Genomic DNA, 14,863 nt, shown 5'->3' on the forward strand with positions numbered 1-14,863 from the left:
GGGGCTAGAAAGTACCGTTGTAGGTTAGGTAGATCCCTTTTGTCTCGGGCATATAGCGACACACCCCTCCCGAGCAGTTAATACCCGCTCTCGTGCGCCCATAGCCTAGTTGTACCCTATGGTTGCCGGCAGAATAAGCCACAGTACCCATATAGTAGTGCTGCTTGGTCACGGTCATATTGTATTGATCTGATAGAGAGATCATCCATTTGGGAGCTATGGAGAGCTCCGCAAGACCGAAGAGCCAGCTGCCCTCCGCTTGACGGCTATTGAGGTACTGTAGCTCGGTGCGTAACGTGTAGTTTGGTGCTAGTTTGAACTTCCCATCTAGGACAAATATATTACTATAGACGAGCGGATTATTGATTGCATGCCCCTCAACTACCTGTTGGTTGTATATCTGGTGGTAATAGTTGAAAGCGACTGAGACTGTTCGAGAAAACTTCTTACTCAGCTCAATATTCAAGTCTGAGTAGTAGAGCTGACCCATACCAAAGAAAGGATGTGAATAACCATCTGTCCCATATAGGTCTTTCTCGGAGGCATCTAAAGGCAATCGATCTGTTCCTACATTCTTTAGACCTCGTACATGGGCATAGTTAACGCGTATCCCGGTACCATACTTGCCCCCTAGTAGAGATCCTCTAGGGATTGTGTAGCGGAAGTCCCCCTGGAAGGCCCATTCTCCATCGGGTTGGGTAGCATAGGGATAAAGTGCTGCAAGTGTATAGGTATGGTTTGCCGTAAAGGCCGGGAGGTGATTGATGTGAAGAGGTGTACCTACTGAGGATCGTGCTGAGAGGAAGTTGAAGTTTTCGCTTCGTTTGGCCTGTAGTAAAAGGCTTAGACCTTTTCTTGAGTACGAAGTAGAGAGCATCGCGACAGATCCCGGAGAGTAGATATAGTGGTTACTTGCCGTAGGGTCACTACTCTTATAGGCATACTCTCCATTGAAAGCCCAGTTTCCTACAGAAAACTTGGCACGCCCCCCAAAGGCGTGTACTTGCCTAGGAAGGTTGAGACGCATTGCTCCAGTCATGCCCGGTGGAGTGGCAACAGGGATAATCTCATCTCCCTCCACTTTATTTATATAGGAGCCCCCCACGCTCAAGGTCATTCGCTTATCTCTCATGGAGGGAACCCATTGCTGGATTGCGAGCTCTCCATCTCCCCCACGGATGTATCCGCGTTCGTTGGTAAATAGTCGGGCGGTGCGATCGAAGTAGTTGCGTTGTTGTCCTACAAAACCCTTGATGCGTATCCCATCATAAGGGGTAAGCAATACATGGGCTCCTCTGACGGCATTGTCAATACCCAGCGTCCGCTCTTCATAGCTACGGAAAAGTATACCGGAACCGAATTGATCGTAAAAGTCTCCTAGGGTGACCTCAGCATACTTGCCGACATATCCTTTGAGGTGTAGGTGAGGGATACCACGCCCCTGCTCCGGCTCATGCCCAGGCATCGGACGGAGCAGATCTTCATAGCGGAGCCCTAGCTCAAGGTAATTGTTGCGGAGCGTACCGGTTACGTAGCTATTGCCCATCCACGATTTATTCCCGGCCGCTTTGTCGTCGAGAGAAAAGAGCATGTCGCTCTGTACACTAAAAGAGGGTTTGAACTTTTCCCATGGTGCCCACTCTCTTTTATCTTGAGCGGAGAGCGTAGAGAAGACCCCTACACTCACCGAAAAGATAGTGATGAGGTGCCAAGTACGGTGTAGTATCTGTCGCATACGTATTGTGCGGTATAAGAAGATAAAATAGTCTATTGCTAGTTGTAAAGAGGTCGGAGGAAAACTCTAAGGAAGACTTTGATTATTCCTCCGATTTTAGGAGCTCCCGTACTTTAGCGATAAGCTCTTGCTCTCCGCCTTCGGTATAACCGGTATGAGCGTATGCGACATTTCCCTTCCCGTCAATCACAAAGACATGGGGAATCATATTGACATTCATAGCCCGCTTGAAGTCTCCATTGGGGTCTAGTAATACTTCATACTCAAGGCCCAGCGCATCCATAAGAGGCTTGACACGATCGGTATTTTGTCCCTCGTCAATAGATACAGCAACAAGCTTGACACCGGTCTCTTCCTGCCAATCTTCATACACCTCGTTGATAGCTTTGAGCTCACGAAGACAAGGTTTGCACCAAGTCGCAAAGAATGAAATAATAAAAGGCTTACCTTCATTATTCAGTTTGCTCGTATTGATTGATTTCCCCTGTAGATCTTTGAGCTCGACCTGAGGAAGTTGTGCATGTGCTACTGGCACAATTAGAAAGAAGAGTAGGATAGATAGTAGATGTTTCATAGTTTTATGGAATTGACTAGATAATTGTTACGGTTAGATTCACTGTCCAAACGAGAGGTTCTCCACCAGCCTTAGGAGTGAGGGTGATCGTAATAGTATTTGTATAGGTTTGTCCCACTATAGGATTGGGGATATCTATATGAGTAGATATAGGGGTGGTTGCTCCTTTCTCTTTCTCATAAGGAACCTCTTCTTCGTCGGCAGTCAGTTTGATGTCTTTCTTAAACGAGGTTTGGTTTTCAAAAGCTTCGCAGGAGCCTAAGCATACAGTTCCGGAAGTCTCTTTGGCAAAAGAGAGGGAGAAGTTGTAATTAGCAGTCTTCCGCACACTAAAGTCCAATTGTAGATCATAAGACTCTGCTTTTTCCGTTGATGCAGAGACTTTGTAATCTATCGTGCTACCGGCAACATACTTCTTTTGGTCTATTTTGTTGATTAACATCACCTCAGAAGCTTTGACAACAGTGATCGTGCAAGTAGACTTTTTATCTCCTGCCTGAGCGGTGACAATTGCTGTCCCCGGAGTGAGTGCTTTGACGAGACCCGACTCGGAGACTGTGGCTACTGAGGATTTGTCAATAGTATAGGTAACCTTAGTACCTGCCGGTGTTGTCGTTGCTACGAGCTGTAGAGTCTCTCCTTCTAGCATTGTTGTAGTTGCGGGAGAGAGCGTAAGGTTGGTAACTTCTACAGGGGTGTTTATCGTATTGGGTCCACAGGAAGTTAGGAGCGATAGCGTGACTAGCGATAGTGCTACGGCGAATTTCGTTAGTTTCATTCGAGTAATTATATGGTTATAAGGGTTAAACATTATACTGTCTATTTTGTTCTGTCCTTTATTATTATACGAGTCATTCTCAAAAAAGTAACTCTCCATTGCTCATTAGAGGTTTCATCTTGTCTAAAAGAGACTGCCCAAAGGTAATAAATGTCTTGTAAATAGCAATACTTATTATGCAATAGATTAGGGATAGGGGGTGGAACCCGATGGTTGAGTCCGTATAACGTCTGTTTTCTCTGGACAATAGGTTATAGTGACACTTGAGTGTCGCCTTTCTGATAAAAGAGTATCGGAACTATTGCTGTCCGATAAAAGTGGTTGGAGAGAAAATTCAAAGGCTGACTCCAAAAGAAGAAGTCAGCCCTACTTTTCGTTATCCTTAAGTGTCTTCTAGACACTATCGGAACTAATTACAGTTGCCATCAAAGGCGAGTCCTCTATACTGATTCTATGGGTTTCGGTGCGACGAAAGATTCGACGGGCCAGAGGTAGGCACTCACGAGTTCGCTGTTGTTGTATGCCTGCTCGTTCATTTTCGCAATGCGCCCTAAGAGCGCGTTGGACTTAGAGGATTCCGCCTCTTGCACCAATAGGCAAGCATTAAAACTAGGCCATACGGCAGTATCCTTGTGAGGGATGTCAAAGTCGCTCTCAGCCAATGCTTTCGGAATGACTTGGTATACGCCAATTTCTAGCTCGTGAAGGAGCGACTCTATCTGCTCCAGCATACTGATGTTACATGTGATATATATAAGTGTCATATCAGTTGTTATCTATAGTTTTCGTCTCATCCTAAATAGTCTACGCTCCCTGTAGAGTCTACGTTGGTGCATAAATGCATAAGCAGTAGGTACCAAAATCAGTGTTACAAGCATAGAGATTAGCAAACCTCCGATGATTGTGATACCGAGAGGAGCGTACATCTCCTTTCCCATGCCGGTACTTAATGCCATTGGTAGCATCCCCAGTATTGTCGTCATTGAGGTCATCAATACGGGACGCAAGCGGGAGCGACCAGACTCCATCACGGCGTCTCGGATACTATACCCACGCCGTACAAGCATATTACTGTAGTCCACCAGCACGATACCGTTATTCACTACAATACCAACTAACATGATCAGTCCGATAAACGTTACCACACTTAAGGTTGTCCCGGTAATGAGGAATGCTAAAATGATACCGACCAATGTAAATGGTATGGCAAAGAGGATAATAAATGGATCCAAAAGAGACTCAAACTGAGCAGCCATCACCATAAACACCAACATTAGACCTATGATAAAGATAATCGTAAGCGAAGAGAAGGTATCGCTCTGATCCTCTATCTGACCACCTAATGAGATGCTTACACCTTGAGGGATCTGCGTATCGGCGATGATCTCTTTTGCCTTTTGGGCTCCATCTCCGAGTGAAATCCCATTAAGGTCGGCAGTAACTTTGACATACCTTTGTTGGGTAAGACGCTCAATCTGTATTGGCCCCTCCTTTTCTTGGAGATCTGCAACGGCAATCAATGGTATCTGCTGCCCCAGCAGATTTGTTACCTGCATTTCATTGAGCTTCTTGATAGAATTGCGATAGTCAGAAGCATATTGTATCCTAATATCGTAGTCAGTACCATCCTCGGTGTAGGCACCCGCGTTGGCACCATAGAGGTTTTCTCTCACTTGTATACCAATCACCCCGGGATTGAGAGCCATCTGAGAGGCTTTGTCCTTGTCAACTATGATATGAACCTCACGATTGCCCGCCGATACTAATGCCTCAACATTGGCAAACTCCGAATACTCCTTGACTTTTTTCTCAAGGTCAAATGCCACCTTATTCAGTTGATCCATGTTTTTCCCAAAGATGATAAACTCTATAGGAGCTTTATTTCCCGTTAGAACAGTAGCCATAGCACTGCCTCCTGAGACGGTCACTTTTTCGATTTCCGGTATCGCCTCAATCAGAGGACGAATATCGTCAGCGATCTGTTGGCTACTACGATTACGCTCACTGACGGGCTTGAGGTGGCAGAAAATCGTACCAATATTTTTACCCTCCTTAAATCCTACTGCCGTGAGGACTCCCTCTTGGGTTTGCCCGGTAATACTTGCGAGTCCCCCTTCGGCAACCTCCGGCACATTGTCGCGCAACAGCTGTATGATCTCATTACCTACCTGCTCAGTAAAGGAGTGTGATGTGCCTTGCTCTGTCTCAAACTGGATAGAGATAGAGCCGGCATCAATATCGGGGATGTAGTCGGTACCGACAGCCTTTCCTAATAACAATACTAAGACGAAGACGACCAGAGCAGAGCCAAGGGTGATACCCTTATGGAATACAGCCCAGCCCAGAAAGTTGCGATATATCCTCTCAACCCTTTGGAACATACGCTCGCTCCAATTAAAGAGTTTGCCATGTTTTTTGCTCTCCTTGCTACGTGGGGCCGGTTTGAGCAATACGCTTGAGAGCATTGGGGTCAGAGCTAATGCTGTGAAGAGAGAGGTGATCAGACAGGTAACCGTAAGGACGGCTAATTGCTTAAACATTACGCCAACGATACCACCCATAAATACTAAAGGGAGGAATACCACAATGGTGGTTAGGGTAGATGCGGCAATAGCTAATCCCATCTCGGATGCACCAAACATTGCAGCTTGCTTAGGCATAGCCCCTCGCTCTATGTGCTGTGTGATGTTTTCGAGTACTACGATGGCGTTGTCGACTACCATACCAATCGCAATTACCAACGCCACCAAGGAGAATATGTTGATGGTATAGCCGAGTATGTTCATGACGATAAAAGCCGAGATCAATGATACCGGCATCGTCAGGAATACTATGAGGCTAGATTTCCATTCTCTCAAGAAAAGCAATACCACCAAGGTGACGAAGATCAGGGCATACCAAATAGATGAACTGAGGTTGTTAATAGATGAGATTACCAATTCGTCCGAACCTATCACTTCAGAGATTTGCACGTCCGAGGGTAACTCATTTTGTATGTCGCTTATCTTTGCACGTACGGCGTTGGCGACCTCTACGGTATTGGCTCCTGATTGTTTCTGTATCAATAGGGCGATACCTCTACCCCTATGATTGAAGGCTGACGCATTAGTTTCCTTAAAGGTATCCTTGATGGTAGCAACATCTTTGAGGCGTACCACCTTTCCTTTGAATGCCTTGATAACAGTATTCTCAAGCTCTTGTACACTCTCGTATTTACTGGGCATGCGTACAGAGAAGTCGTAAGCACTCTCCGTTACAAAGCCAGAAGGCACGTTGATGTTATTGGCTTTGAGCATCATGGAGAGCTGAGTCACAGACATACCATAGCCCTGCATCCTGATAGGATCTATCTCAACTCGGATCTCACGTTCAGGCTGCCCTAGATAGATTACCGTACCTACGCCATCTACCTTTCTCAGCGTAGAAGCGATTTGGTCCTCTACAATCTCTTCTAGACCGTTGTAGTTTTCGTCTGCATTGATGGCATAACCGATCACCGGCATCATCGATGCATTGATCTTATAGATGATTGGAGTATAGGCTTGAGCCGGCATTCGAGACTTGACTAACTCCAATAGATCTCGAGCATTATTTGCCGCCGCTGTAATATCTTCTTCCCACTCATACCTCAACTGTATGAACGATACATTCTCTTTAGAAATGGATTTGATCTCGACCAAATTCTCGGCAGAAGAGAGTACTGCCTCTAGGGGCTTAGAAACCTGTTCCTCCACCTCCATTGCCGAAGCTCCGGGATAGACCGTGATGACTGTAAGGGAGGGGAACTCCATGTTAGGCATCAGGTCTAATGGCAACTTTGTCAGAGAGAATACACCTATCACCAGTATGGCCACAAAAAGCATTGCGGTCGCGATAGGCCTTTTTACGCCAAATTCAGGAAGCTTCATAGACTTACTTCTTTTTTACAACACTCACTTTAGAGCCGTCGTTGAGCTTATTTTTGCCATCTACTACAATTGAATCCCCACTCTTGATTGCATCGCTTTCGATGTATGCCCAACCGTCATTAATCTCCCCTCGAGTCACGGGGATGCGACTAACTTCGGTGCCTTCGGTATTGACTTTGAATACGAATTCTTCGGCCGTCCCGGCTAAGCGGTATATGGCATTGAGTGGTACGAATAGACCTTCTCGCTCTGGTAGAGTAATAGAGACGTTGCAATACATACCGGGTTTTAGGCGGTTGTCTTTGTTAGGGATATTGACTTCAACAGCTGCCGTACGTGTCATTGGCGAAAGTGCGGGAGAGAGGTAAGATATTTTACCCTCAGTCGGTTTATCCGGATAAGCGTCAAAAATTATGGTAGCACTCTGCCCTTTTTCTATGTAATTGAGTTCCTTTTCATTGACCTCAATGGTTATTTTGAGAGGATTGATTTGGCGAAGCTCTATGATGCCGCTTTCCAACTTAAGCTCATTGCTGAGGCTTGGTGTGAATGTATACGTCTCCCCTTCATTGACCAAAATATCAGTGATGATGCCACTAAATGGGGCGGTAATAGAAGTATTCTTTTTGAGCATAGCCACTTTGGCCACGGAGGCCTCGTACTTAGCCTTGACGTGGTCGTAATCCATTTGGCTGATGCTCTTCTTTTCTAACAAACGGGTAATACGCTCGAAGTCGCGTTTGATGGCGTCGTTTTCGATCTGTGCCTGTAATAGCATTTCGTCGGACATCTCCACGATGAGGGCTCCCTTTGGAACAAAACTCCCTTTGCCGTAGTGTATCCGCTCTATCCTTCCTGGTAGGGCAGTGCCGAGATTCGCACTTTTAGATGCCTCAGCAGTACCCGAAAAACGAATTTTTGGGGTAAATATCATTTGTTTGGCTTGGATAATGGTCACGGGCACAACTTTGTCCGCATCGGACTCCTGATCTTTATCTTTCTTTTTGCTGCAGGAGGTAGTTGTGCCGATAAGTAGGAGCAACACCGCCGGGAGCAAGAAGCTCTTAATTCCTTTGATATGCATATTGTTTTTGTCTATCTATTTTGTTTGTGAACAAGACTATGTCCCTCGGCATATTTATAGAGAGCACCGGAAGACTTCTCCAATTGAGACAATGTTACGGCAGCTTCTACTCTTGCATCAATATCGGCAGAGCTGGCTTTTTCCCACATGACCTGAGCTTCTAAAATATCCCTTATGCTGTTCATCCCCTCTAAGAGGCTGTTTTTTGTAATTCGCAGGTTTTCCTCAGCTTGCTCCTTAGAGAGCTTTGTTAGTTCCATCTTTTTAAGAGCCTCAGCATGCTTAAATCTATTTTGTTGTATCTGCAAGTTGATTTTCTCTTGGGAGTCTTGCAGTTCTAACTTTGCCTTGGCCACTTGTTGGTCTGCCATGTGTACTTGGTGTAATCTATCGCCCCAGGTTAGCACTGGGATCTGTACTCCCACGCCTATCATCCAGTCTCCGCCGAAGTTGTTTTGAGACCCTTTGTAGAGATTAGGTTGTGTCCAGTTGTATCCTGCCGTGAGGAAGATGTTGGGCAGGAATTGCGACTTCACCATCTTTCTTGCCGACTCTGTAATCGCGAGCTTATTGCGAAGCATCACTATCTCGGCACGCTCAATGGTGTTGTTATTTGTAAGCGCCAAGAGACGGCTACTCAGTTGCTCCTCACTGATAATGCCAGTGTCTAATTCTATTTGATTAGCATCTACTCCTATGATTTGTCCGAGCAACATCTTGGAGAGCTCAAGGCCGTTCTCCGCTTTGACTAAAGAGAGCTCCACTTCATTTTTCTTGACTTGAACCTTCAACACTTCGTTCCTAGTTGTCATGCCCTCGGCATAGAGATTTTCTAAGTCTTGTCCGAGATGATCTAAGAGGGACTTGTAGGTCTTAGCCAAAGTCACTTTTTCTTGTATAGAGATCACTCTCCAGAAGGCTTCATCTACAGATGCTAAGACATCCGCTTCCTCCATTTTTACTTTCTCATGCAGAAGCTCAGATGTGTAGCGAGCTATCTTGTTTGCCTCTACAATTTTAAATCCCATAAAGATAGGCTGGCGTAGTATAAAGCCTCCCGTATACACCTCCTTGGGAGCGACACTTATAAAGTCAAGAGGGATCGAAAGTCCTTGAGGTGTCACCCCCGGGATATTAAAGTTGATCGCAAAAGGGCGGATGGGTCTATCTCCCGGATTGACCCATCCCCCGGCGAAGTCAATGCGAGGTAAATACTTTGTTTTAGCCGACTGCACTAAATAGTCAGAGGCTACAGCATCAGCTTGAGCCATTTGTATCTGTTTGTTGTGCTCTAAGGCTAACTCTCTGCACTGCTCCAAAGACATTAGAGCTTGGGATTGTGCCTCTGTCTTCAATCCCACGGAGAGAACAACAGTCGTGATCAGAAAGAAGACCATTCTTTTGTTGACTGTTTGAATCATGATTTGCGCGTATTAGTTGTCTTATTATAGTTTGGTAGAGGACCCATAAGCTCCCTGATACCACTCCTTAAACTCTCTGTTTTTCGCTTTACTTACTATGACCTTCTCAGGGGTTTCTACGGAGAGTGTTACCATTAACTTGCCCCCAAACCATACAGACATACTCTGTATTGCACTATGTGCTACGATGTATTGTCTATTGGCTCTAAAGAATAGTTTGGGGTTTAAATCTTGTGCTATCTTTTCCAAAGAGAGGTCTATAAAGTGCTCCTTCTTATCGATGGTCACCAATACAGATGCTTTGCTTTCGGAGCGTATGTAGGCGATCTTTTCTACCGATATCGGGAAAAGTTTATCTCTAAAGGGAATCAAAAAATGGCTCTTATAACTCAATTGCGACTTGTTGAGTGCTTCAATCATCTTGTCCATCAGGTCTTGGTTATACACCCTCTCTCCACTCTGACCAAATCTTTTGATCTTGTCTAAAGCTCTTTGGAGGTCGCTTTGTTTGATTGGTTTGAGTAGGTAATCAATGCTATTGACTTCGAACGCTTTGAGTGCATACTCCTCATAAGCTGTGGTAAAGATGATGGGACAGGATACATTGATGCGCTTGAAGAGCGAGAATACTTGACCATCAGCCAAATGTATGTCCATAAAAGCCAAGTCGGGCTCCGGGTGGCTTTTGAACCACTCTACACACTCAGATACACTCTGGAGTATGGTCAATACCTCTATGTCAGGGCCAGTTTCGGTGAGCAGAGTTTGCAACCCTTTGGCGGTAAAATACTCATCTTCTACGATTATTACTTTCATATTAGAGATTTGGCTTTGGGTTCTAATTGGTCTAAACTCTTTATCAATGGTAGTGAAACGGAGAACTGTCCATCCTTTGAGACAATATCAATATCCTTGCCAAATACCAAACGATATTGCTCCATCAGATTATCCAGTCCTACTCCCGTACTGCCTGATGTACTTTGCTCTCTTAGTTGCAGCTTATTCTCTACTACGATCTTGTCTTCTTTCGTGCTGATGGATATGGTCAATGGTATTTTGGCACTTGCTATATTGTGTTTGATAGCGTTCTCCACCAAAATCTGCAGACCGGAGGGTATGACATAGTAATCCAAATATTTGTCATCAATATGCCACACTACCTTAAGACCATCGAAATAGCGGATACACATCAAGTAGAGATACGACTTGACAAACTCTAACTCTTCCGACAGCCGTACCACCACTTTATCGCGCATCGTATGCCTAAATACCATTGCCAACTCCTGCACATACTCCTGAGCCCGCCTATCATCCCTGCCGATTAGACCATTGAGCGTATTGAGACAATTAAAAAGGAAGTGTGGATCTGTCTGATTCTTCAGAGCCGTGTACCTGTTTTGCAGATTCTCAAAGTCCAACTTCTGCATTCCTACTACTGCCAAGTGATTTTGTTTCATCAAATAAATGGTCATAGTAAAAAGGAAGGTTACTACTAATATGACGAGATCCTTAGCATACTGCACCGTAGCATAAGTATGATAATTAAGAATATCTCTAAACCACCACCACTGCAATCGCGACAAATAGGGCGATAGTAATACCACTCCCATCAACAGCCCGAATAATATCAGCCAGAGCTGGTACTGTCGTATATCATACCTATTGATTGCCCAGGATTGGATGCTCAACAATAGATAAAAGAAGACCATGTTGACGAGTAGTGAGGCAATGGAACTCACCGACAAGATGGTTCTTAGGTCAAACTCTCGGCCGGCATCAAGCAAGCTGTAGTAATAGATAGAAGACGACAGCATCACAAACGCAAGCAAGAAACTGATGATAAGTGTAGCTAGTAATACACTCTTCTTTTCATCTCTTAAAAATATAAATCCGTTACTTCGTCGCTGTCTTAAACGGCGTTTTATGCGCGGTGTCGTCATAAGTCTTCTGTCTTTATGGATACTTTGTATCCCAAAAAGTTGCGTTTATGTTTGTATGTTGAGCTTTCCCGGTCTTCTCGCACAAGAAAGAAAAAGCAACGAGCCTATCTCACACCCTTCGTTTTTCGTATTTAGGGTGAAGGGATAAGACTCGCTGTTTTTAGGGCTTCTAAAATCAGAAGCGATAGCCTAAGCCTACGGTAACCACACTCGCATGAGCCTTATAGGCGGCGTTCTGTAGAGGGAAACCAAGCTTAGATGTGACATTGTTTATAGAGGTCTTAATGTCATCAATCTGGTTGATAAAACCATATTTATAGCCAGCATTGATTTGAATTCCGTTGGTAAACTCATACCCCAATTGGCAAGCAATACCTACATCCCACCTTTGGAGAGCCGACTTATCGTTGTGCTTCTCGTACAGGTCAATTGGGTCAATTTTCACTAGGTTATTGAATTTCTTAATTTCGTCTGTTTTAGCGGAGAATCCTATCCCAACATAAGGCCCAACACCACCATACAGAAGCCCATTACCCAACTGTAGTTTACCTAGGGCATATATGGGGATCTGCATCCCCCATTGGTTGATCTTGTTTTCCAAAGATACAGGGCCGGCCTCTGCCTTTAGACCTATCCCTCTGTAGAAGAACTCAAGCTCGGGTTGGATAGCGAAGTTGGAGTGTAGGTTGATTCTCATGAAACCACCAAAGTCGGCTCCCGGTTTCATTTGGCTTTTAAGAACATGAAAGTCGTTGCTTAAGGCAAGCCCCGAGAAGTTTACACCCGCTTTTACACCATAATCTGTAGACACTGATGACTGAGCCACGGCAGAAGTCGCTGCCATCCCCATGATTACACTTGCTGCGATAGCAATAATATTACGTCTCATACTTTCTTCTTTTTACTTTCGTTGTATTTGTTACTTACGTTTATTCTGTTGTATGACCTATCCGATCGCAATAGGCGCATCAACCATATCACAAAGGTAGGAAGAATAAAAACCCATACCAATCAGTTATTGACCCAAACGACTTAAATACCTGCCGAACACCTCTGTACTACGACTGTGGCAGAAAAGATGGAGCACAAGAAGCTAAACGCAAGTGACGGAGGGGAGTGTGCCGGTGCAGCTGGCAAAACCTAAACCACAAGGGCGACGTAGTGATGTGTATGATGCAATCTTTTCTCTCGGATAGAGGTAAGAACGAGTCGGCTTGCATGGGTGTGTCTGCTTTGGGTGGCTACGAGGACCCGGATGAAGACAAGAGGGAAACCCCTCGTTTGCTCGTTTTGTCGGCACAAGGGGAAACTACTTATGTGAGATATTTCCCTCATATGTTTTTTCGTTGGATATATGCTTTGATTAGGTTGGAAATACTACTTTTGCTACGCACAAGAACTAATATAGTAGTAATATGAATCAAGAAAAGTTTTTATCTATCCTCGGGTGGGTAGCTACTGCAACAGCCATGGCAATGTACATCTCTTATATACCACAGATTGGCTCTAACCTCGCCGGACATAAAGGCGACTGGCTGCAGCCAATGGTGGCAGGTATCAACTGCACACTATGGGTGGCATATGGCTTTGTTCGCAAGAAGAAGGATTGGCCCATCGTTATAGCCAACCTCCCGGGGATTGTTTGTGGCTTCTTGGCCTCTTTCACAGCCATGTAAAAGATTTTACTGATTCAACGAAGAACGGATGACCGGACAATAGACGATCCGGTGATGGACAAGTTATTTAAATAAAGAGCCCTCAGGGGTGTGCTAAGGGCATCCCCAGAGGGTTGTTTTATATAACTAGGAACGTTGCCTGTGTTGTTGCTTGCAAAGCTCAGATTCCCTTTCTTCTGTGTACCTAGTCGCTTTCATGGTCTTTTTACTTTAACTCCCAAATAATTTATAGATCACAATGAAACCATTTTATAGATCAACGATGAAGCTATTGCTTTGTTTTCTATTGGTCTTGTCGAGTCTACCCTCTATGTATTCGCAAATGCTCTTCTCTGAGAATCTCACAATGAGGATAGACAGCACCAAAAGAATACAAGGAACACTATTACCCGTACTGGAATTCAAGACAGAAAAGGAGAATGTATTCACCTTCAAAAACACTGCCAATCTCAATTTGATGGTAAAGCATGGTCAAATAATAAATCTAATTAATAAGATTGAGCTCTCTACCTACGGCGATAAAGTAACCGTAAGTGGAGGATATGTACATGCCGAATACCGCTATTTGTTGAATCGTGCTTTTGAGATTTATCCTTATGCCGAGTCGCAATGGGCAGAAAGTAGGGGAATGAAATTTAAGGTCTCTACGGGGTTGCAGTCGCGTTGTCGGCTGGTGAATAGTGCTAACTGTCTTTTGTTTGCAACCGTGGGGCTATTCTACGAGTTCGAAAAGTGGGAACAACCAGCCACTAGCCCCCTTGCAGGAACGGATGCATACAGTCGTAGTATTAAAAGCCACTTGTCTCTCAGTTTCAAACATCAGTTGGGTGAACGTTGGGAATTGATAACGACGGCCATTCACCAGGGGAAGCCTGACAGCTACTTAAAGGAGGCTCGTTTTGGAGGAGCTGTCGACCTCAAATACCGCATTACCCCTACGATAGGAATACGCGGAGCCTATCGACTCATCTACGATACTGCCCCCATTGTACCCGTGCGGAAAGATTATAATACTCTTGATGTTGGTATTGATCTTTCGTTTTAAGCGGGTGCTATAAATAACGGATTTGAAGTACTCTCCTCCATAGTAAAGAGCTTCAATCTTATCCAACGATAGGTAACCGTCTATTGAGTGGAGTTGATAGATTTCGTGCAAAGTAGCAGAGATAGAGCCTAATGTCGCATTGGTTTTAGTTTTGCCTTCACTGCTATGTTTTTGACTGCTGATGTTTATGTCATAGTTTCTGTAGCACAAAATGATCGATTGATGACTATGAAAGCATAGGTCTATACCTTCATATCGTTGGCTGTACATAAAGAAAAATCGTTGTAAAACCTAGTTTTACAACGATTTTCTACTTTCTAAAAGCTGCTTTGATAGAGAGGTTTGGAACGCTCTCGGAGCCTTGAAGCGGAAGCGGGGGGATTCGAACCCCCGGTACGGTTGCCCGTACGTCAGTTTAGCAAACTGGTGGTTTCAGCCACTCACCCACACTTCCTTCCATCAACCAAGGGGCACGCCCTTTTTTGACGTTGCAAAGGTACTATTTCTTTTTGAATACGCAAGATTCCTCGCTATAATAGTTCGTTTTTGAGGAGATAGAGGAGTATCAGGGTTTGGTTAGCTGCTTTCGGGAGACTAGAAAGTGGGTATAAAAAGAAAGTGAGCTTGTCTCCCGACAAACTCACTCGTATTAACCTTAAAATCTAATACCATGAAAAACACGATGCAAAGGTAGGAAAAAAA

The 14,863-nt window shown here is 44.6% G+C and carries 12 protein-coding genes and 1 tRNA gene; 2 read left to right on the plus strand and 11 right to left on the minus strand.

The features are described from left to right. Positions 1 to 4: 4 nt before the first annotated feature. The 10 genes from POREN0001_RS00890 to POREN0001_RS00935 form a co-directional block, all read right to left on the minus strand. Positions 5 to 1,735, minus strand: a complete 1,731-nt coding sequence (locus POREN0001_RS00890) for a DUF6029 family protein (RefSeq protein WP_004332059.1) — start codon at positions 1,733 to 1,735, stop codon at positions 5 to 7. Positions 1,736 to 1,817: 82 nt separating this feature from the next. Further along, positions 1,818 to 2,309: a TlpA family protein disulfide reductase gene (locus tag POREN0001_RS00895; RefSeq protein WP_004332313.1), complete on the minus strand. Its 492-nt coding sequence runs from the start codon at positions 2,307 to 2,309 to the stop codon at positions 1,818 to 1,820. A gap of 16 nt (positions 2,310 to 2,325) precedes the next feature. Next, the gene (locus POREN0001_RS00900) at positions 2,326 to 3,087 is read right to left on the minus strand and encodes an Ig-like domain-containing protein (protein WP_040579998.1); all 762 of its coding nucleotides are present in this window, start codon (positions 3,085 to 3,087) and stop codon (positions 2,326 to 2,328) included. A 440-nt stretch (positions 3,088 to 3,527) separates the two neighbouring features. Beyond that, entirely contained in the window at positions 3,528 to 3,851 is a 324-nt protein-coding gene (locus tag POREN0001_RS00905; RefSeq protein ID WP_040579917.1) for a PG0541 family transporter-associated protein, read from the minus strand. A 12-nt stretch (positions 3,852 to 3,863) separates the two neighbouring features. Then, the gene (locus tag POREN0001_RS00910; protein WP_004332031.1) at positions 3,864 to 6,995 is read right to left on the minus strand and encodes an efflux RND transporter permease subunit; all 3,132 of its coding nucleotides are present in this window, start codon (positions 6,993 to 6,995) and stop codon (positions 3,864 to 3,866) included. 4 nt (positions 6,996 to 6,999) lie between these two features. Beyond that, the gene (locus POREN0001_RS00915; protein WP_004331990.1) at positions 7,000 to 8,079 is read right to left on the minus strand and encodes an efflux RND transporter periplasmic adaptor subunit; all 1,080 of its coding nucleotides are present in this window, start codon (positions 8,077 to 8,079) and stop codon (positions 7,000 to 7,002) included. An 11-nt stretch (positions 8,080 to 8,090) separates the two neighbouring features. Then, the gene (locus tag POREN0001_RS00920) at positions 8,091 to 9,500 is read right to left on the minus strand and encodes a TolC family protein (protein ID WP_004332073.1); all 1,410 of its coding nucleotides are present in this window, start codon (positions 9,498 to 9,500) and stop codon (positions 8,091 to 8,093) included. Positions 9,501 to 9,524: 24 nt separating this feature from the next. Next, entirely contained in the window at positions 9,525 to 10,316 is a 792-nt protein-coding gene (locus POREN0001_RS00925) for a LytR/AlgR family response regulator transcription factor (protein ID WP_004332009.1), read from the minus strand. Continuing rightward, the gene (locus tag POREN0001_RS00930) at positions 10,313 to 11,440 is read right to left on the minus strand and encodes a sensor histidine kinase (RefSeq protein WP_004332270.1); all 1,128 of its coding nucleotides are present in this window, start codon (positions 11,438 to 11,440) and stop codon (positions 10,313 to 10,315) included. The genes POREN0001_RS00925 and POREN0001_RS00930 overlap by 4 nt, the downstream gene beginning before the upstream one ends. A gap of 175 nt (positions 11,441 to 11,615) precedes the next feature. Beyond that, positions 11,616 to 12,329, minus strand: a complete 714-nt coding sequence (locus POREN0001_RS00935; RefSeq protein WP_004332081.1) for a porin family protein — start codon at positions 12,327 to 12,329, stop codon at positions 11,616 to 11,618. Between the two features lie 526 nt (positions 12,330 to 12,855). On the opposite strand from POREN0001_RS00935, the gene POREN0001_RS00945 reads away from it, so the two are divergent. Next, a complete protein-coding gene (locus POREN0001_RS00945; RefSeq protein WP_004332192.1) occupies positions 12,856 to 13,116 on the plus strand; it encodes a SemiSWEET family transporter in 261 nt (86 codons plus the stop codon). Positions 13,117 to 13,378: 262 nt separating this feature from the next. Further along, on the plus strand, positions 13,379 to 14,161 hold the full coding sequence (locus POREN0001_RS00950) for a DUF481 domain-containing protein (protein WP_004331991.1): 783 nt from the start codon (positions 13,379 to 13,381) through the stop codon (positions 14,159 to 14,161). Positions 14,162 to 14,528: 367 nt separating this feature from the next. Here the strand turns inward: POREN0001_RS00950 and POREN0001_RS00955 are convergent. Continuing rightward, positions 14,529 to 14,615 (minus strand) — tRNA-Ser (locus POREN0001_RS00955). Between the last annotated feature and the right edge of the window lie 248 nt (positions 14,616 to 14,863).

This window comes from Porphyromonas endodontalis ATCC 35406, assembly GCF_000174815.1.
In the GTDB taxonomy this organism is placed as follows: domain Bacteria; phylum Bacteroidota; class Bacteroidia; order Bacteroidales; family Porphyromonadaceae; genus Porphyromonas; species Porphyromonas endodontalis.